Origin of the sequence: Vibrio splendidus, assembly GCF_003345295.1 — a bacterium.
Taxonomy (GTDB): domain Bacteria; phylum Pseudomonadota; class Gammaproteobacteria; order Enterobacterales; family Vibrionaceae; genus Vibrio; species Vibrio splendidus_K.
Window position 1 is genome coordinate 135,328 of the sequence record NZ_CP031055.1, and the last position, 18,139, is coordinate 153,466.

17 protein-coding genes and 1 tRNA gene are annotated in these 18,139 nt (G+C 45.3%); 7 read left to right on the plus strand and 11 right to left on the minus strand.

Annotation, left to right across the window (positions count from 1 at the left end; all coding sequences use genetic code 11):
- Positions 1-25: 25 nt before the first annotated feature.
- From DUN60_RS00550 to rpsU, 6 genes are all read right to left on the minus strand, one after another.
- Positions 26-1,294 (minus strand): O-acetylhomoserine aminocarboxypropyltransferase/cysteine synthase family protein, encoded by a 1,269-nt coding sequence (locus DUN60_RS00550; RefSeq protein ID WP_114632958.1) that lies wholly within the window; start codon positions 1,292-1,294, stop codon positions 26-28.
- A 182-nt stretch (positions 1,295-1,476) separates the two neighbouring features.
- Positions 1,477-1,552 (minus strand) — tRNA-Ile (locus DUN60_RS00555).
- A gap of 163 nt (positions 1,553-1,715) precedes the next feature.
- Positions 1,716-3,560, minus strand: a complete 1,845-nt coding sequence (gene rpoD / locus DUN60_RS00560) for an RNA polymerase sigma factor RpoD (protein ID WP_009847799.1) — start codon at positions 3,558-3,560, stop codon at positions 1,716-1,718.
- A 99-nt stretch (positions 3,561-3,659) separates the two neighbouring features.
- Entirely contained in the window at positions 3,660-5,411 is a 1,752-nt protein-coding gene (gene dnaG, locus DUN60_RS00565) for a DNA primase (protein ID WP_114632959.1), read from the minus strand.
- Between the two features lie 119 nt (positions 5,412-5,530).
- Positions 5,531-5,974, minus strand: coding sequence for a GatB/YqeY domain-containing protein (locus tag DUN60_RS00570; protein ID WP_009847797.1), 444 nt, complete (start codon positions 5,972-5,974; stop codon positions 5,531-5,533).
- Positions 5,975-5,999: 25 nt separating this feature from the next.
- Entirely contained in the window at positions 6,000-6,215 is a 216-nt protein-coding gene (rpsU, locus tag DUN60_RS00575; protein WP_004396009.1) for a 30S ribosomal protein S21, read from the minus strand.
- A 258-nt stretch (positions 6,216-6,473) separates the two neighbouring features.
- On the opposite strand from rpsU, the gene tsaD reads away from it, so the two are divergent.
- Positions 6,474-7,490, plus strand: coding sequence for a tRNA (adenosine(37)-N6)-threonylcarbamoyltransferase complex transferase subunit TsaD (gene tsaD, locus DUN60_RS00580; protein WP_004735972.1), 1,017 nt, complete (start codon positions 6,474-6,476; stop codon positions 7,488-7,490).
- 160 nt (positions 7,491-7,650) lie between these two features.
- Positions 7,651-8,466 carry an alpha/beta fold hydrolase gene (locus DUN60_RS00585; protein ID WP_114632960.1) on the plus strand — a complete coding sequence of 272 codons (816 nt, stop codon included), beginning with the start codon at positions 7,651-7,653 and terminating at the stop codon, positions 8,464-8,466.
- Positions 8,467-8,558: 92 nt separating this feature from the next.
- Here DUN60_RS00585 and plsY read toward each other — a convergent pair whose 3' ends face one another.
- Positions 8,559-9,155, minus strand: coding sequence for a glycerol-3-phosphate 1-O-acyltransferase PlsY (gene plsY / locus DUN60_RS00590; RefSeq protein WP_004735970.1), 597 nt, complete (start codon positions 9,153-9,155; stop codon positions 8,559-8,561).
- A gap of 138 nt (positions 9,156-9,293) precedes the next feature.
- On the opposite strand from plsY, the gene folB reads away from it, so the two are divergent.
- From folB to DUN60_RS00605, 3 genes are read left to right on the plus strand one after another with little or no spacing between them, the layout of a single operon-like run.
- Positions 9,294-9,653: a dihydroneopterin aldolase gene (gene folB, locus DUN60_RS00595; protein WP_004735969.1), complete on the plus strand. Its 360-nt coding sequence runs from the start codon at positions 9,294-9,296 to the stop codon at positions 9,651-9,653.
- Positions 9,650-10,132, plus strand: coding sequence for a 2-amino-4-hydroxy-6-hydroxymethyldihydropteridine diphosphokinase (folK, locus tag DUN60_RS00600; RefSeq protein ID WP_108150470.1), 483 nt, complete (start codon positions 9,650-9,652; stop codon positions 10,130-10,132). Before folB ends, folK begins: the two co-directional genes overlap by 4 nt.
- 15 nt (positions 10,133-10,147) lie before the next feature.
- Complete coding sequence (locus DUN60_RS00605; protein ID WP_004735967.1) at positions 10,148-10,951, plus strand: undecaprenyl-diphosphate phosphatase; 804 nt, start codon at positions 10,148-10,150, stop codon at positions 10,949-10,951.
- 100 nt (positions 10,952-11,051) lie between these two features.
- On the opposite strand, the gene DUN60_RS00610 is transcribed toward DUN60_RS00605, so the two are convergent.
- Positions 11,052-12,368, minus strand: coding sequence for a multifunctional CCA addition/repair protein (locus DUN60_RS00610; protein WP_114632961.1), 1,317 nt, complete (start codon positions 12,366-12,368; stop codon positions 11,052-11,054).
- A gap of 36 nt (positions 12,369-12,404) precedes the next feature.
- Here DUN60_RS00610 and DUN60_RS00615 point away from each other — a divergent pair, with 36 nt between their 5' ends.
- The gene (locus DUN60_RS00615) at positions 12,405-14,075 is read left to right on the plus strand and encodes an ExeA family protein (protein ID WP_208638347.1); all 1,671 of its coding nucleotides are present in this window, start codon (positions 12,405-12,407) and stop codon (positions 14,073-14,075) included.
- A complete protein-coding gene (locus DUN60_RS00620; RefSeq protein ID WP_114632963.1) occupies positions 14,075-15,058 on the plus strand; it encodes a general secretion pathway protein GspB in 984 nt (327 codons plus the stop codon). The genes DUN60_RS00615 and DUN60_RS00620 overlap by 1 nt, the downstream gene beginning before the upstream one ends.
- A 129-nt stretch (positions 15,059-15,187) precedes the next feature.
- Here the strand turns inward: DUN60_RS00620 and DUN60_RS00625 are convergent, their stop codons facing one another.
- The 3 genes from DUN60_RS00625 to DUN60_RS00635 form a co-directional block, all read right to left on the minus strand.
- Positions 15,188-15,799 carry a TIGR04211 family SH3 domain-containing protein gene (locus DUN60_RS00625; RefSeq protein ID WP_054547835.1) on the minus strand — a complete coding sequence of 204 codons (612 nt, stop codon included), beginning with the start codon at positions 15,797-15,799 and terminating at the stop codon, positions 15,188-15,190.
- A 205-nt stretch (positions 15,800-16,004) separates the two neighbouring features.
- Positions 16,005-17,267, minus strand: a complete 1,263-nt coding sequence (locus tag DUN60_RS00630; protein ID WP_017077661.1) for an inorganic phosphate transporter — start codon at positions 17,265-17,267, stop codon at positions 16,005-16,007.
- Between the two features lie 128 nt (positions 17,268-17,395).
- The gene (locus tag DUN60_RS00635; RefSeq protein ID WP_004735960.1) at positions 17,396-18,076 is read right to left on the minus strand and encodes a TIGR00153 family protein; all 681 of its coding nucleotides are present in this window, start codon (positions 18,074-18,076) and stop codon (positions 17,396-17,398) included.
- Positions 18,077-18,139 lie beyond the last annotated feature (63 nt).

Genomic DNA, 18,139 nt, shown 5'->3' on the forward strand with positions numbered 1-18,139 from the left:
AGTGCTAGAGCTAGCGGTAGCGTCATTAAGCACTAAGTGCTTGCTCTAGGTCAGCTAAGATATCGTCAATGTGCTCAATACCTACTGAGAGGCGAATCATCTCTGGTGATACACCTGCTTGCTTTTGTTCCGCTTCGCTTAATTGACGGTGTGTTGTAGAAGCAGGATGACAAGCGAGAGATTTTGCATCGCCAATGTTCACCAAGCGTTTGAAGATTTGCAGCGCATCATAGAAACGAACACCGGCTTCATAACCATCTTTCAAGCCAAAAGATAAAATGGCAGACGGCTTACCTTGCATGTATTTCTCAGCCAACGGATAGAACTCAGACGTTGGTAGACCCGCGTAGCTCACCCAACTCACTTTTTCATGTTGCTGAAGGTACTCAGCTACTTTTAATGCGTTCTCTGTGTGTCGCTCCATACGTAGCGACAACGTCTCTAAGCCTTGCATTAACATGAAGGCATTCATTGGTGATAGTGCTGCGCCTGTATTACGTAATGGAACGGTTCGAGCGCGGCCAATAAATGCGGCTTCGCCAAAGGCTTCGGTATACACCACACCGTGGTAAGAAGGTTCTGGTTGATTAAAGACCGGGAAGCGATCTTTGTGTTCTGCCCATGGGAATTTGCCTGAATCGACAATAACACCCCCCAACGTTGTTCCGTGACCACCAACGTATTTGGTGAGTGAGTGAACCACAATATCGGCACCAAAGTCGATAGGTTTGCATAGCACTGGTGTAGCCACCGTATTATCAACAATCACAGGTACGCCTTGTGCGTGAGCAAGCTCAGCAACACGTTCTAAGTCGATAATATTGCCTGCTGGGTTACCGATACTTTCACAATAAACCGCCTTGGTCTTTTCATCGATCAATGCCGCTAAGCTTTCAGGTTTGTCGTCTTTGGCAAAGCGAACTTCTATCCCTTGGTTTGGTAGCATATGAGCAAATAGAGTGTAAGTACCGCCGTAAAGTTGAGGTGTTGAAACGATATTGTCACCGATTTGTGCCAACGTTTGAATCGCGTAGTTGATCGCCGCGCTGCCTGCACTCACCACTAAGCCTGCAATACCACCTTCTAAGGCTGCCATGCGCTTTTCTAGTACATCATTGGTTGGGTTCATTATACGAGTGTAGATATTACCTGGTACCGCAAGGTTAAACAGGTCGGCGCCGTGTTGTGCGTCATCGAATTCGTAAGCAACGGTTTGGTAAATAGGAGTCGCAACCGATTTGGTTGTTGGATCAGTGTCGTAGCCGAAGTGAATCGAGAGCGTTTCGTCTTTCATGAGTCTTCCCTGAACTATTGAATGATTTGTGTACTCTCATATTGCCGATTTTTTTATAAAAGAAAAGTATGTTTAGTCACATAGAAGAAATTGGACGAATGGGACAGAGCGTTGAGCTAGAAGATAAAGGACTAGAAAAGCAAAAAGCCAGAGCAGCGTGAACTGTTCTGGCTTTTCTAATTTGGTGGCCCCTCCCAGATTTGAACTGGGGACCGAACGATTATGAGTCGTGCGCTCTAACCACTGAGCTAAGGGGCCGTAGGGCATAGATTATAGGGGAACCAATCAATGGTGTCTAGACACTATGAGGGGCAATTCCGCTTACATCTTAGCCACTTAAATCACGTAGGCACAAAAAAGGTGAGCCAACGCTCACCTTTTTTATTTTATGCTTAAAAGCTAACCACACTAAAGCGTGTAATTACTCGTCTAGGAAGCTACGCAGAGTTTCTGAGCGGCTTGGGTGACGAAGTTTACGCAGTGCTTTTGCTTCGATCTGACGGATACGTTCACGAGTTACGTCGAACTGCTTACCAACCTCTTCAAGAGTGTGGTCAGTGTTCATGTCGATACCGAAACGCATACGCAGTACTTTCGCTTCACGAGGCGTTAGGCCTGCAAGAACGTCTTTAGTTGCACCGCGCAGGCTTGTTGCCGTTGCAGAGTCTAAAGGCAGTTCTAGCGTTGTATCCTCGATGAAATCACCTAGATGCGAATCTTCGTCGTCACCGATTGGTGTCTCCATTGAGATAGGCTCTTTAGCGATTTTCAGTACTTTACGGATCTTGTCTTCAGGCATTTGCATACGCTCAGCCAACTCTTCCGGAAGCGGTTCACGACCCATCTCTTGTAGCATTTGACGAGAGATACGGTTTAGTTTGTTGATCGTTTCGATCATGTGAACCGGAATACGGATAGTACGAGCTTGGTCGGCAATCGAACGAGTGATTGCTTGACGGATCCACCACGTAGCATAAGTAGAGAACTTGTAACCACGACGGTATTCAAACTTATCTACCGCTTTCATCAGACCGATGTTACCTTCTTGGATTAGATCCAGGAATTGTAGACCACGGTTTGTGTACTTCTTAGCAATCGAGATTACTAGACGTAAGTTCGCTTCAACCATCTCTTTCTTCGCACGACGAGCTTTCGCTTCACCGATAGACATACGACGGCTGATATCTTTGATGCTCTGAACAGTAAGAGACGTTTCACGTTCGATGATATCCAGCTTTTGGATAGAGCGACGGATGTCGTGTTCGTTACGTTTGATCTTTTCTGCGTATGGCTTGTCTGAAGCAAGAACTTCGTCCAACCATGCTTCGCTAGATTCATTGCCAGTAAATAGAGCAATGAAAGATTTCTTCGGCATTTTGCCGTACTCAACCGTTTGACGCATGATTAGGCGTTCTTGAGTACGTACGCGATCCATCGAAGTACGCAGTTCGTTTACTAGGTAATCAAACTGTTTTGGCGTCAGACGGAATTCTTTGAATACGTCTTGCATCATTGTTGTTGCAAGCGTTGCTTTCGGGCTTTCGTGGCCGTATTCATTGATTGCTAGTTGACGGTTTTGGTAGCTAGTGCGAAGCGCTGTGAATTTCTCAAGAGCAAGCTCAGGATCAATACCTGTATCTTCCTCTTCTTCTTCCTCGTCGTCTTCTGCTTCTTCTTTGTCTTCGTCTTCTAGATCAGTTTTAGCGAGCTCTGAACCGATGTGAGTCGCCGTTGGCGCAGCTGTGCCATCGTCGTCTGGGTCAACAAAGCCGTTGATTAGATCTGTTAAGCGAATCTCTTCAGCGAGTACGCGGTCAAACTGTTCCAAGATGTATGGAATCGTGCCTGGGTACTCAGCAACAGATAATTGAACGGTATTGATACCATCTTCAATACGCTTCGCAATGTCGATTTCGCCTTCACGAGTCAGTAGTTCAACTGTACCCATTTCACGCATGTACATACGAACTGGGTCAGTTGTACGGCCAATCTCGCTTTCTACGCTTGAAAGCGCAGCAGCAGCAGCTTCAGCTGCATCTTCATCTATATTGGCATCGTCATCATTAAGAGCTAGATCATCAGCGTCAGGTGCAGTTTCTACTACCTTGATACCCATGTCATTGATCATTTGAATGATGTCTTCTACCTGTTCAGAATCCACGATTTCTGCAGGTAGGTGGTCGTTTACTTCGGCGTAGGTCAGATAGCCTTGTTCCTTGCCTTTAATAACAAGTAATTTTAGCTGTGACTGCGGATTTTGATCCATAGATGATATCCAACTTCAGGTCTGGTGAAGGACGTTGCATTCTCAAATGCAAACCAATTATGTTAACAAATTTATTAAATGCTGACTAATCAAACAGGGTTACGCTTTTAGATCTAGCATTAAAGCTAGTAGCTCCCTTTTTTCTTCGGCTGATAAACCGACACTTCTTGCTTTGGCCTGCAGGTTTTCAATTTGTTTTTCAACGCACTGGGCAAGGATATTGTCCAATGAGTCTAAAAATATGTCTTCTTGATTGTCTTCGTCGAGGGGGATTTCCCAGCTCGCGAGACGAGACAAAAGTGCCTCATGTTTGTTCTCTCGCCAATGTTCTAATAATTGGCCTGTGCTGATATGGGGGTTCACTCGGCAGATATCAAGTACTTCGACGAATAAACTTAGTCCAGGCAGCTGTAAGCCTTTGACACTTGATAAATCCGGTACCATATCAGCATAGCTCGGATTTTGGATAAGCAAAGCGATAACTTCACGCATTGGAGTGCGCTTGAGCTCTTTATGCGGTTGAGGTGTCGGGGTCTTTGTGTGAACGCGAGCACGCCTCAATTGGTTATCAAATCCAGTTCGCTCATCGAGCAATTTTTCGAGCAGTTCTTGGAAGTAACTGTCAGGAATTTTACTAATCAAGGCGCTGGCGTGTGCACGCAGTGCCGATTTTCCTTCTGTTGTTCCTAAATTCAGCTTGTGTATTTCAATCAGGTTATCGAACAAATAGGTCGAAAGCGGCGTCGCATTGTGGACGAGCTGTTCGAAAGCAGCCTGACCGTGTTCTCTAATATAGCTGTCTGGGTCTTCACCGTCTGGCAAGAACAGAAACTTGAGTGTGTTACCTGTTTTCAGGTATTCAAGCGCATTTTCTAGTGCGCGCCACGCGGCCTCTTTACCTGCTCTATCACCATCGTAACAACAAACCACAGTATTGGTCTGGCGGAACAACATCTGAACGTGGTCACCGGTTGTTGAGGTACCCAGTGATGCTACTGAGTAATCGACACCGTATTGCGCTAGTGCGACAACATCCATATAACCTTCAACCACAAGTACTTGAGGCGGTTCACGGTATGCTTGTAACACTTCATAAAGGCCGTAAAGTTCTTTACCTTTATGGAAGATCGGCGTTTCTGGCGAGTTTAGATACTTTGGTGTGCCGTCTTCTAAAACACGACCACCAAACCCGATTACTCGGCCTCGACGGTCACGAATCGGGAACATCACGCGTCCACGGAATCGATCGTATCGGTTGCCTTTATCGTTTTCTATCAACATGCCGCCAGTCACGAGCATGTCTTGAGCTTCTTTTTGTTGGCCAAAGTTCTTACGAACCAAGTCCCATTCATCAGCGACGTAGCCAATCCCAAACTTCTGTACGATTTCACCAGAAAGGCCGCGATTTTTTAGGTAATCAATCGCAGGCTTGTTCGCTGAGATTTTCAGCTGAGAGCGGTAAAAATTACTGATGCCGCCCATCAAATCGTAGAGGTTACGTTTTTGTTCGCTGTTGGCTCTTGGTGCCGTGGATATTTCACCGCTGCGCTGTTCTCTAGGAACATCAAGCCCTAAAAATGAGGCCAGCTCTTCAATCGCTTCAACAAAATCGAGACGTTCGAACTCCATAATGAAGTCGATAGCATTGCCATGTACGCCACAACCAAAGCAGTGATAAAACTGTTTTTCTTGGCTTACGCTGAAAGAAGGGGTCTTTTCGTTGTGAAATGGGCAACAAGCACCATAGTTTTTGCCTTTTTTCTTAAGTTTCACGCGTGCGTCCACAATATCGACAATGTCGAGACGCGCTAGGAGATCATCGATGAAACTACGCGGGATGTGTCCTGCCATAAAACCTTAGAAAAATGCACTAACTGAGAGTGTGGATAATAATAGTTTGAATAGGTTACAGATACAAACAAGCCGTGCGTTCCGAAGGATTGCACGGCTTGTTGCAATTTGATTTGGGATTAAGCGAGTTTAGAACGAACTAAACCACTAACTTTACCCATATCTGCACGCCCTTGAATTTGTGGTTTCAAGATAGCCATTACTTTACCCATGTCTTGCATGCCCGCAGGTTGAGCTTCTGCAATTGCGCTATCAAGTAGTGCAATAACTTCTTCTTCAGTTAGCGGTTGAGGCATAAAGCCTTCAAGTACCGTAATTTCTGCTTTTTCCACGTCAGCAAGATCTTGACGATTTGCCGATTCATATTGAGCAACAGAATCGCGACGTTGCTTAACCATTTTAACTAATATAGCAATAATGTCGTCGTCGTTCAGAGTGATCCGTTCGTCAACTTCACGTTGCTTAATTGCTGAAAGAGCTAAGCGGATAGTGCCAAGGCGCGGTTTGTCCTTGGCTTTCATCGCTAATTTTTGCTCTTCTTTGAGTTGTTCAATAAGAGCCATAACTCAGTCCTTATGGATTAAGTTATTAGTACAGACGAACGCGACGTGCGTTTTCGCGAGCTAGCTTTTTAGCGTGACGCTTTTGAGCTGCTGCTTTAGCGCGTTTGCGAACTGTAGTTGGCTTTTCGTAATGCTCACGACGACGCACTTCAGAAAGGATACCTGCTTTTTCACAAGAGCGCTTGAAACGACGTAGTGCAACGTCGAACGGTTCGTTTTCACGTACTTTAACTATTGGCATATGCCTTTCACCTCAGGGGTTATTCATTATCGCTGGTTACTCAGTACCAAATCAGAGAAGTTACCCATCGAGCTAACTCTCTATTCGCGTTTGGCCATTAACCAGCTTGATCAAAAATGGTGCGGAATTTTAATCCGATCACAGTGGCTTTGTAAAGCACTTTGTCGATTATAGTCTGTACAATATTTGTTTGAAGAGCTTAGGCAGGGTAATATTGCGCTAATTTCCCATTTTAGACGAAAGCGTGCCGAGAAAATTATGCGCATTATTGGTATTGAAACCTCTTGTGATGAAACAGGAATCGCAATTTATGATGATGAGCAAGGGCTGCTTTCTCATCAGTTATACAGCCAAGTAAAACTGCACGCCGATTACGGTGGTGTGGTACCTGAGCTAGCGTCGCGTGACCACGTAAAAAAAACCATTCCACTGATTAAAGCGGCATTGGCAGAAGCGAACCTAACGTCGAAAGACATTGATGGCGTGGCTTACACAGCAGGTCCCGGTTTGGTTGGTGCATTGCTTGTAGGTGCAACGATTGGTCGCAGTATTGCTTATGCGTGGGGCGTGCCTGCTGTGCCAGTGCACCATATGGAAGGTCACCTTCTTGCGCCAATGCTAGAAGACAATCCTCCACCGTTCCCATTTGTTGCTCTGTTGGTTTCTGGCGGTCATACCATGATGGTCGAAGTAAAAGGCATTGGTGAATACCGAATCCTTGGTGAATCGATTGATGATGCGGCGGGTGAAGCGTTTGATAAAACCGCGAAGCTGATGGGCTTAGATTACCCGGGTGGCCCGCTGTTATCTCGACTCGCAGAAAAAGGGACTCCGGGGCGTTTTAAGTTCCCACGTCCAATGACCGATCGCCCAGGGCTAGATATGAGCTTTTCTGGTTTGAAAACGTTTGCGGCAAATACCATTCGCGCTAATGACAATGATGACCAAACTCGTGCTGATATTGCTTACGCGTTCCAAGAAGCCGTTTGTGCGACCTTGGTAATCAAGTGTAAGCGTGCCTTGGTAGAGACGGGCATGAAACGTATCGTGATTGCTGGCGGTGTTAGTGCCAACAAACAGCTACGTATTGAGCTTGAAGCGCTGGCGAAGAAAATCGGTGGTGAGGTTTACTACCCACGAACTGAATTCTGTACTGATAACGGTGCGATGATTGCTTACGCGGGTATGCAACGCCTTAAAAATGGTGAAACGGCTGATTTGTCTGTTCATGCCACGCCGCGTTGGCCAATTGACCAACTAGAGCCAATTGCTTAGCTAGTAGCAATCGTTCAACGAGAAACCGTCGATCAACAAAAGCTAAGCGCAGAATAAACCAGTGTGTTTCGATAAACGGTCGCCTTGTGCGGCCGTTTTTATATCCTAGCTTACCGACTATATGTCGATAAATAATTGCTAACAGAGATTAGGGAAGAAAATGAACAAGTTCACAGTAGACAATCAATTGATGGCGTACCTAGACGAAGGTCAAGGCCCTGTTGTTGTGTTAGGCCACAGCTACCTTTGGGATAGTGCAATGTGGAAGCCGCAGATCGATGCATTAAAAACTCAGTATCGCTGTATTGTTCCAGAGCTTTGGTCTCATGGTGAGTCTCAAGCTGCACCAGCTTCGATGCGTAACTTGAAAGATTACGCTCAGCACGTTTTGGCTCTGCTTGATCATTTAGAGATCGAAGAATTCTCTGTGGTTGGCTTATCGGTTGGCGGTATGTGGGGAACAGAGTTGGCGGAGTTAGCTCCTGCACGAATCAAGTCTCTGGTACTTATGGATACCTTTGTTGGTTTAGAGCCAGAAGTTGCTCATGCTAAATACTTCAGCATGTTAGGCACCATTACTCAAACCAAAATGGTTCCTCAGCCGATTGTAGAAGCGGTTGTTCCACTGTTCTTTGCTAATGATGCTCAAACTAACTCACCAGCTTTAGTGGAAGGTTTTACTCAGCAGCTATCATCACTTGAGGGTGAGAAAGCAGAAGAAGTCGCACGAATCGGTCGAATGGTGTTTGGGCGCCGCGATATGATTGAAGCGGTAGAGAACTTTGCACTGCCTGTTTTGATTGCCGTTGGACAAGAAGATAAGCCACGTCCGGCACTAGAGTCATACCTAATGCACGATTGCATTACGGGCAGTGAGTTAGTGGTGATTCCTGGTGCTGGTCATATTAGCTCGCTAGAGCAACCAGAGTTTGTGAACACAATGCTGAAGACGTTTTTAGATAAACATCTGCTGTAAGCTCTTAAAGACTGAATAGTATTGATCGATTGAGACTTGTGTCGGTTTAAATTTATCTCGGTTTAAAAATGGTTCGGCTTAGACATGACAGTTTAAGCCGATTTTTTTTGCCCGAGTTTTGGTTCACTGCCATCGAGTAGGCGACGAATATTCTGATGGTGACGTAGGACGATCAAACAACACAACATGGCCACAGGCAGTGTGTATTGAGGTTTGACTAACCAAGCGTAGAAAGGTGCGAGCAACACAGTAACCAGTGCCGCTAAAGAAGAATAACGAAACAAAAATGCCACAACCAACCAAGTCGCCATGATCATGCCCGTTAGATCGAATCCAATTGGGGCGATGGCTCCGAGTGCTGTTGCGACGCCTTTACCACCTTTAAAGTGGAAGAATATAGGGTACATATGACCAAGGCATGCAGCAATCGCCACGACGCCTAAAATGATCGAGTCGATATTGAGGTAGTAGCCAAGCCAGACTGGAATGGTGCCTTTAAGCATGTCACAAAGTAGCACGGCTGCAGCGGCGCCTTTGCCGCCAACACGCAATACATTGGTGGCCCCTGGATTGTTGGAGCCTACCGTTCTTGGATCAGGAAGTCTTAAGACTCGGCATATCAAGACCGCACTCGAAATTGAACCTAGCAAATAGGCTGCAATGATCATGATAAGTGCCAAAGGGGTCATGTTTTTCCTTAAACGGTTATAAGTCTAACGATGGGAAAATAATGCTCAATCCAAGAGTAATTGATATCATATCTGGAATTACACGAATAATACGTTTTTTTCCCCCATATGGGTATCCGACCTCTAAAAGGACAAGTCATGGCACTGGATAAAGTTTTCATTGAACAGCTAGAAGTAATTACAACGATCGGTGTTTACGATTGGGAACAAGAGATCAAACAAAAACTTGTGCTTGATATTGAAATGGCTCATGACAACCGCCCTGCAGGTAAGAGTGATGATGTTGTCGATGCTTTGGATTACTCGACAGTCAGCACTGCCGTACTTGACCACATTGCGAATGGCCGATTCCTATTGGTTGAGCGTGTGGCAGAAGAAGTCGCTGAATTAATCATGACTCAGTTCTCAGTGCCTTGGATTAAAATCCGTTTAGCGAAGCCTGGCGCAGTGCCACAGGCAAAAGCAGTCGGTGTGATCATCGAACGAGGTCAAGCATGACAATAGCCTATGTTGGTGTTGGCACGAACATAGACCGCGACAAGCATGCAAGGGTGGCATGGACAGAGCTTCAATCGTTAGGGACTAACCTTAAATGCTCTAAGATCTATCATTGTGAGCCTGTAGGGTTTGAAAGCCATTCGTTTTATAACTTTGTGATAGAGCTCGACACGTCACTCTCATTGACTGAATTTTCACAGCAACTTCGTAAAATTGAGTTTAAATGGGGTCGATCTCAAGATGCTCATAAACTTCAAGATCGAAAGCTCGATCTTGATATTGTGCTGTTTGGAGACGTGGTTTCTGAAAGGGAACCAGAATTACCACGCAGTGATATCTATAAATATCCTTTTGTAACACAACCACTTTATGATCTCTGTCCTGCGAGAGTGATCCCGCAAGATGGAAGAACCGTCAGTGAAATATGGCAGAAGATGCAGCAATTAGATTCGCTCTCTGTCGTAGATATAACACTATAATTTTTAAGGTAAGTAATGAGTTATTTTGAAGCGTTTATGTTGGCGTTGGTGCAAGGCTTTACTGAGTTTTTACCTATTTCCAGTTCTGCACACTTAATCCTTCCTTCGGCTGTTTTAGGTTGGGAAGATCAAGGCTTGGCTTTTGATGTTGCGGTCCACGTTGGTACTTTGGCCGCAGTAGTTATCTATTTCCGCAAAGAAGTGGTCTCTCTGTTGAGCGCATTCTTTGGTTCCGTGTTTAAAGGTGATCGTAGTAAAGAAGCGAAGCTCGCGTGGATGATCATTCTCGCGACGATTCCTGCGTGTATCTTTGGTTTGTTGATGAAAGATATTGTTGAGCTTTACTTGCGCAGTGCGTGGGTGATTGCGACGACAACGATTATTTTTGGTCTGTTGCTATGGTGGGTGGATAAGAACTCAAGCCTACGTGATGACGAATACCAAGCAGGTTGGAAAAAGGCGCTGTTTATTGGTCTTGCTCAAGCAATGGCGATTATTCCAGGTACGTCTCGTTCTGGCGCGACGATTACTGCAGCGCTTTACCTTGGTTTCACACGTGAAGCCGCGGCTCGATTCTCTTTCCTAATGTCTATCCCAATCATCACTCTGGCGGGTGGTTACTTAGGTCTGAAGTTAGTGACCAGTGGTGACCCTATCCATGTTGGCACCTTGCTTACGGGTATCGTGGTTTCTTTCATCAGTGCTTATATCTGTATTCACTTCTTCTTGAAGCTTATCTCACGTATGGGTATGACACCGTTTGTTATCTACCGCCTGATTCTAGGTTTTGGTCTATTTGCTTTCTTGATGATGCAGTAGCATTCTCCTTACATAGACCAATGTTTCGTCCTACAGATTGAAACGGAAAAACCCGCCTAGTCGCGGTTTTTTTAATGCATGGTAATCAGCGTTATGGCGATTAATTATCAGCGATTTCTGATAGGGCATTTTCAATTGCGATGGATCTACGTTTCTCTTGTTCTTCTCGAATATCTTTACCTTTAAAACCATCGGCAATTATCACTTTGACTTCGACTTGAAGCGCTGCTTGGTAAGCCACTTCAAAACGCGCTTTCTGAGGGTAAGGCTGATCTTCTAACCCTTTACGACCAGCATGATCGGCTTGGCAGCAAAGCAGTATGTCGTTGAGCCTGTCTGGTTTACGCCAAACATCAAACTTGTTCAGAACCTTGAGAAAGGTGGTTGGCTTGAGCTCGCCTGCACGGTGGATATTAGAATGTTGCTCGCAAACTAACAGTGCGAGATCTCTGAATTCATTGGGCACTCTGACTCTTTCACACAGCTTCTTAATGATTTTTAAGCCTGTATGGCAATGCATTTTGTGGCTTGGCCACTCACTTTCTGGCGTGACGCCTTTACCTAAATCATGTACTTGAGCGGCAAAACGCACGGGTAATGATGAGCTTAATCGCGCAGCTTGTTGAGCAACCATCAGAGTGTGGATGCCCGTGTCGATCTCAGGGTGCCATTTTTCAGGTTGAGGTACACCAAACAGCGCGTCAATTTCAGGCAACACAACAGCCAATGCACCACACTCTTTCAGTACAGAAAGGAACACCTCAGGATGCGGAGTGCTAAGGGATTTATGCCACTCTTGCCAAACTCGCTCTGCCGTAAGATGTGCCAGTTCACCGGATTGAACTATCTCACTCATCATCACCATGGTTTCTGGTGCAACCATAAAGTTGAGATGATGGAGTTTGGCGGCGAAGCGAGCCACACGCAGCACACGCAGAGGATCTTCAACAAAAGCATCCGAGACGTGCCTTAGAACACGATCAGAGAGATCTTTCTGGCCATGGTACGGATCGTAAAGTTGGCCTTTATCGTCTTGAGCAATGGCGTTGATGGTCAGATCTCGACGCATGAGATCTTCTTCCAAACTCACATCTGGTGCAAAGTAACATTCGAAACCTGTGTAACCAGAACCTGACTTTCTCTCGGTACGAGCCAGTGCATGCTCTTCTTTGGTCTTTGGATGTAAGAAGACAGGGAAATCCTTCCCGACAGCGGTAAAGCCAAGGCTCTCCATTTCTTGCGGGGTACTTCCGACCACGACCCAATCTTTATCATAGCTTTCAATGTTGAGCAGTTTGTCGCGTACCGCACCGCCAACGAGATAGCGTTGTAGCCCATTCTCTTTTGGTAGGCTATCGAATATTTGCAACGTATCACCTCGAAATGTTTTATCACTGCTGGACTTTACTGCGAGCAATGGTACTTTCCATTAATCGTAATTATAGGGCAGCACATGTATAAGGAATATTTTGGCTTCGTTGAGATGCCATTTTCGATTGTACCAAATTCTCGCTATTTGTTTTTGAGTCAGCGTCACCAAGAAGCGATGCAGAACCTGCAAGCCGGTTTAGGCGAGGGCGGGGGCTTTGCGATGCTTACTGGTGAAGTCGGTACAGGAAAAACAACGGTCGCCAAAGCGATGTTGTCATCACTTGATAACCAGACTCAAGCTGGCCTTATACTTAACCCTACGTTTTCCAATACGGATTTACTGGAAGCTATCTGCGATGAATTTGAGGTTGAGTACCCTGAACAAGCATCGTTGAAACAGCTGAGTCAGGCCATTCATCACTTCCTGCTCGATAGTCATGCTGAAGGCATTCAAACCTTATTGGTGATTGATGAAGCCCAACATCTCGCAGCTGATGTGCTGGAGCAGCTGCGCCTTCTGACCAATTTAGAAACCGACAGTCGCAAGCTGTTAAAAGTACTGTTGGTCGGCCAGCCGGAATTACAACAGCACTTACAAACCACTCAATTACGTCAGCTAGCACAGCGTATTACAGGTCGCTATCACTTACTGCCTCTTAATACTGAAGAGACAGGCAAGTACATCGCGTTTCGTTTAGAAACGGCGGGTGGCGAGCAGATGCTGTTTTCGAATCGTTCAATCAAGTTGATCGCCCAATATACTCATGGTATTCCAAGGCTCATTAACTTGGTGTGTGACAAAGCCCTGCAATTGGCTTTTCATGATGGTGAGCCATTACCGAACAATGAAACGGTTAACCGAGCGTGTCAGCAAGTTATGTCGTTTCAGGCCGATGTGTATCATGTCGAAAAGCCTCGAGCTTCTCACGTAGTACCCAAGTTATTCCAATACGCTGGGATTGCTACATTAAGTGTCGGCCTCGCAATGGCGACCTTTAATTTTGCTCCAAGCTATATCAATTCATGGCAGTCGGCTGAGACTTCAAGTGAAATGAAAACAGAAGTGTCTGCACAGACTCAGCGCTCTTTGGTGGCGAATGAACCTCAGTTGGTTGCTGAGCCAAAACCTTCCAAGTTTGCTTTACCACAAGATATTCAACAGCACTTGATGCAGGGAACCAATCGTTCTCTCGCTATTAAGGACTTGTATACGCTCTGGGGATATCAGTCTTCACTGCGTGATGGCTTGTGCTTAAGTGAGCCGCAAAGTGTATTTGTGTGCGAGCAACAACAGTCAAATTTGGATACATTGTTAGAGCTTGGCGTACCCGTGGTCCTTAATCTGGATATCGTTCAAGAGCCAGTGTTTGCTGTGCTTTATGGTGCGTCTGAGGAGTCTGTCGAGCTCCTCGTTAACGAAAAGCTTTTGGTGATGCCTAAGCGTACCTTAAAGAAAATCTGGCAAGGTGATTATGTCGCGATTTGGAAACAGCCACTCAGAGAGACGCTCAAAGAGGGTTATCAAGGTGAGGCGATTGCACTACTTGATCTGCTATTGTCTGAAGTTTTGGGTGAAGACGTATCGGGCAGTGATGTATTTGACTATGAGTTAAAAATGAAAATTGAAGCGTTTCAAATGTGGCAAGGCATGTCAGTCGATGGCATTGCAGGAAAACGCACGCTGGCAAGATTACAAAGATTGGCTCAACTCGACTCGCCTAAGTTGATGTCACTCGATGGAGGCGCAAGTTAATGTCACGCATTATGCATGAGCTTAATCAGTCGTCTGCTAAGCAGCCGCCTCTTAACCAAGCGTCTCTTAACCAATCATCTTTTAATAGCCCCAGCTTCAAAGGCTACCAAAATCATCATGTGCCAAGTTCTGTTAAAGGGATTAGCAATAAACGAGGCTCATCGTTAGCAATGGGGCTACTCCTTATCTTGGTGCCTTCTTTGTTGGTGGGTGGTGTTCTGGCTTATCAATCGTATAACCAACAAAAAAAATCGGCTAGCCAAGCTACCTATGTAGCTCTACCTGAATCAAAATCTCAATCAGACCTTGAGCCTCAAATCTCTGATGCTGATATAGCCAATGTGGATGCTGTGTCAGTGGATGCAGAAGATGAAGTATTATTCGCAGTTCGCCCAGCACCAGTAAGCCAACCTTTGAAAGCACTGCCACGCCAAGAGGTGTATGCGCAGATTGGCTCTGAAAGTACGAATGTCGCTGGTGGAGCTATTGTGCCTGTGGCTAGTTCAGAGAGTAGTGCGCGAACATCAGAAGAGTCAGAGTTATCACTAGCTCAGCAAGAGGTTCAGCCAGGTGTAAGCAATGAGAATACGGCTCTGCAATCGGACAGTGATTTACTGCAAGGGCTAGATCTCAGTGAGTTACCACCTGATTTGGCCTTAAAGCTTGAATCAATGATGGGTGAGCAACAAAGCGCACCTGAGCCAATGGACTCACGTCCAGCAGGGCAGGTAGGGTCTCAGGTCATAGAGTTAGAGTCTCACAGCAATAGTTTATCTGGGGTATTACCTAAGCTAGACCTGCAAACTCACATGTATTCGAGTAGTGAAACCAAGCGCTGGGTCAAAGTGAATGGCCAAGAAGTGGCGCAAGGAGATTGGATTGGACAAGACATTCAATTACTGGAAATTAAGCCACAATCAGTGATTATCGAGTTCAATCAACAGAAAATAGAAATCCCCGCTCTGTACGAGTGGAAAGGCTAAAAGCTAGATAGCCCCAAAGACTTAGAGAACAGACAAATAAAAAGGAGCACCGAGGTGCTCCTTTTTGATATTCGATACTGAATTTACTCTGTTTAGCGTAAGATAAGCCAAACAGGTAGAGTGATCAGCTTATGACCAGCCGTTTGGTGACTTTCTGCGACGAGGTATAATGTGTGGCAGGACAAGGCCAAGAAGTAGACCAATACCAGCAACACCACCACCATACATAAAGTATTTCAGTAGTAGATCATCTTTTTGAGTGTCTAGCTTAGCGCGTAGCTCACGGTTCTCTGTTTGAGAGCTCGTAAGTTGTTGGCTAATCTCGCTGTAGTTTTGCTCAAGTTCAGAAATTTGCTTGTTACGAGAGTCTAGAGAGCTCGCTAGGCCAGCTTTTTCGCTGTCAGCACTTTGACGAGCATTCGCTAGCTTGCCTTTAACTTCAGTCAGCTCTTTCTCTAGCTTAGGCATACGCAGAGCCATGCTTTCTTGAGTGCTTACAAACTTACTTTCTACCCAACCTTTACGGCCGCGGCTGTCTTGAACCTGGGTGTAACCCGTGCTCTTGTTAGTTTGTAGGTAAGTAATCTTTTCACCAGCATCAACACTACCGATGATACGGAATGTGTTGTTTGGGCCAGAATGCATATAAGTAAATAGTTTGTCAGCAATATAACGGTCTTGTGCAAAGGCAGCTGGAGCCGCAAGCATTGCGAGCAAAACTAAGCTAATCAGTTTTTTCACAGTAAATCCCTTAACGATTCAAATTGGGTAGGCGTATGAGTCAGCCTCAATGAGCAAATAATATTTAGTTTCTTTATGCGGTGCAACAAAGAAGGGAGGCAAAGCCTCCCTTTCTGTGCGTTTGAGTCAATAATGACATGGTATTTACATATCATTACCGAAGCTCACCGTTTTCTGACGCTAATATTTACTAACGCCAGGGCTATTACATAGTAAACATAGCCTGAATTGCGTAGAAGAACACAACAGCAAGTAGAGCACCTGCAGGTAGCGTTACAATCCACGAAGCAACGATGTTACGCACAACGCCTAGGTTGAGTGCTGCGATACCACGAGCAAAACCGACACCTAAAACCGCACCAACCAATGTTTGCGTGGTTGAAATCGGAAGGCCAGTACCAGAAGCAAGTACAACCGTACATGCCGTTGCTAGTTGAGCGGCAAAGCCACGGCTAGGTGTTAGTTCTGTAATACCAGTACCCACGGTTGCCATTACTTTATGACCCATAGTAGCAAGACCAACAACGATACCAATACCACCTAGTGGAAGAATCCACCATGCGATAGTGCTCTTACCTGAGATTTCACCCATGTGCTCAACCGTTGAAACAACAGCAGACAGTGGACCAATCGCGTTCGCAACGTCATTTGAACCGTGTGCGAATGCCATCGCACAAGCTGTGATAACCATTAGTACGCTGAAGATACCTTCAACGCCAGCAAAGCCATGGTCCTCTTCGCGATTAGCAAATTTCTTTTGAATGTATAAGTAACCGCCAACCATGACTAGAGCAGAAACACCAGCTGCCCATAACCAGGCTTCAGTGCCGCTTAGGTGAAGGCCAACGTGCTTAAGACCTTTCTTAATTGTTACAAGTGCAATGACCATTGTCGTAATGAACATGTACACAGGCACAAAACGCTTAGCGTTAAACAACGGATTTTCTGTATCGAATATCAGTCGTTGGGCACTGACAAAAATAAGATAGGCGAAGATGCCGGAAATCAACGGTGTGACAATCCAACTACCCACAATACCTTGAACGCTGTTCCAATCTACAGCTTCTGTACCTACAGACACACAAGCAAAACCGATGATTGCACCGATGATCGAGTGAGTCGTTGATACAGGCCAGCCCATGTATGATGCTAGAAGCAACCATGTACCAGCAGCCAGCAGCGCTGACATCATGCCGTACACAAGTACATCAGGTTGATGAGCGAATAGAGACGTTTCGATAACACCTTTACGGATCGTGTCTGTTACTTCGCCGCCCGCAAGATAAGCACCTGCGAATTCAAAGATCATTGCGATAATGATCGCTTGTTTAACGGTTAGAGCTTTAGAGCCTACTGAAGTGCCCATTGCATTCGCAACGTCATTTGCACCAATACCAATAGCCATCAAGAAACCGAAAGCTGCTGCAACAATAATCAGGACAGTGCCGTAGTTAGCAAGGATATCCATCGTAATACCTAGTTGTTTGATAACAAGCGGAACAAATTTAGACGCAAAAAACCGCTCAGCGAGAGGAATACTCAGCGCATAAGTGGTTTGGTTAAAAAATGCTCTTCGTTATATAGTTAGCGTATGATTTAAGATCGAGAAAGCATTACTTCAAGACGAGCGCCTACACGCTGTGCTTGATCTGCAATACCACCAACCCATTCAAGAATTTTGTATAAGAACATGATGTCAACTGGATTCATATCGTCTTCAATCGCCATTAATTGTTGGCGTAATTCGATCTGCATCGCGTCCGTGTCATCTTCAATTACATCTAATTGATGAATCATTTCAGCAACGAGTGTTACTTCACGGCCTTTAAAGCCTGTCTCAAGTAATTCGTCTAGTTCATTGATTACGTTTTGTGCTTGGTTCGCTGCATCTAGACAACGTTTAACGTAAGCGATGAAGTTTTCTTGCATTGGAGCTGGAATGACGAGTTGACGACCATATACACGGCCAGCAATGTCTTTCGCTAGGTTTGCGAGTTTGTCTTGTTGCGTTAATAGCTCCAACATATCGGTGCGATCAACTGGCATAAACAAACCACGAGGAAGTTTAAGGCGAATTTCACGTTTTAGTACGTCAGCTTCTTTCTCAAGGTGAGAAATTTGAGCTCGAATTTCAGATGCTTTCTCCCAGTCACCTTTTGAAGAAACTTCAAAGAAATTAACTAGGTGAGAACAACATTCGTTCACGCATACCACGTGACGCTGCAAAGGTTTAATTGGGGACTTTGCAAATAACCCCATAATTGTATTTACTGGCATGGTCATCCAACCTAATAAATAATAACCTTAAAACAACATACACCATATTCATGGTGAAATGTT

Excerpts from the sequence above, each read along its gene's own strand:
- DUN60_RS00550 (WP_114632958.1), bottom strand. The coding sequence starts at position 1,294 with ATGAAAGACGAAACGCTCTCGATTCACTTCGGCTACGACACTGATCCA.
- rpoD (WP_009847799.1), bottom strand. The coding sequence starts at position 3,560 with ATGGATCAAAATCCGCAGTCACAGCTAAAATTACTTGTTATTAAAGGC.
- dnaG (WP_114632959.1), bottom strand. The coding sequence starts at position 5,411 with ATGGCAGGACACATCCCGCGTAGTTTCATCGATGATCTCCTAGCGCGT.
- DUN60_RS00570 (WP_009847797.1), bottom strand. The coding sequence starts at position 5,974 with ATGGCTCTTATTGAACAACTCAAAGAAGAGCAAAAATTAGCGATGAAA.
- rpsU (WP_004396009.1), bottom strand. The coding sequence starts at position 6,215 with ATGCCAATAGTTAAAGTACGTGAAAACGAACCGTTCGACGTTGCACTA.
- tsaD (WP_004735972.1), top strand. The coding sequence starts at position 6,474 with ATGCGCATTATTGGTATTGAAACCTCTTGTGATGAAACAGGAATCGCA.
- DUN60_RS00585 (WP_114632960.1), top strand. The coding sequence starts at position 7,651 with ATGAACAAGTTCACAGTAGACAATCAATTGATGGCGTACCTAGACGAA.
- plsY (WP_004735970.1), bottom strand. The coding sequence starts at position 9,155 with ATGACCCCTTTGGCACTTATCATGATCATTGCAGCCTATTTGCTAGGT.
- folB (WP_004735969.1), top strand. The coding sequence starts at position 9,294 with ATGGCACTGGATAAAGTTTTCATTGAACAGCTAGAAGTAATTACAACG.
- folK (WP_108150470.1), top strand. The coding sequence starts at position 9,650 with ATGACAATAGCCTATGTTGGTGTTGGCACGAACATAGACCGCGACAAG.
- DUN60_RS00605 (WP_004735967.1), top strand. The coding sequence starts at position 10,148 with ATGAGTTATTTTGAAGCGTTTATGTTGGCGTTGGTGCAAGGCTTTACT.
- DUN60_RS00615 (WP_208638347.1), top strand. The coding sequence starts at position 12,405 with ATGTATAAGGAATATTTTGGCTTCGTTGAGATGCCATTTTCGATTGTA.
- DUN60_RS00620 (WP_114632963.1), top strand. The coding sequence starts at position 14,075 with ATGTCACGCATTATGCATGAGCTTAATCAGTCGTCTGCTAAGCAGCCG.
- DUN60_RS00630 (WP_017077661.1), bottom strand. The coding sequence starts at position 17,267 with ATGGATATCCTTGCTAACTACGGCACTGTCCTGATTATTGTTGCAGCA.
- DUN60_RS00635 (WP_004735960.1), bottom strand. The coding sequence starts at position 18,076 with ATGCCAGTAAATACAATTATGGGGTTATTTGCAAAGTCCCCAATTAAA.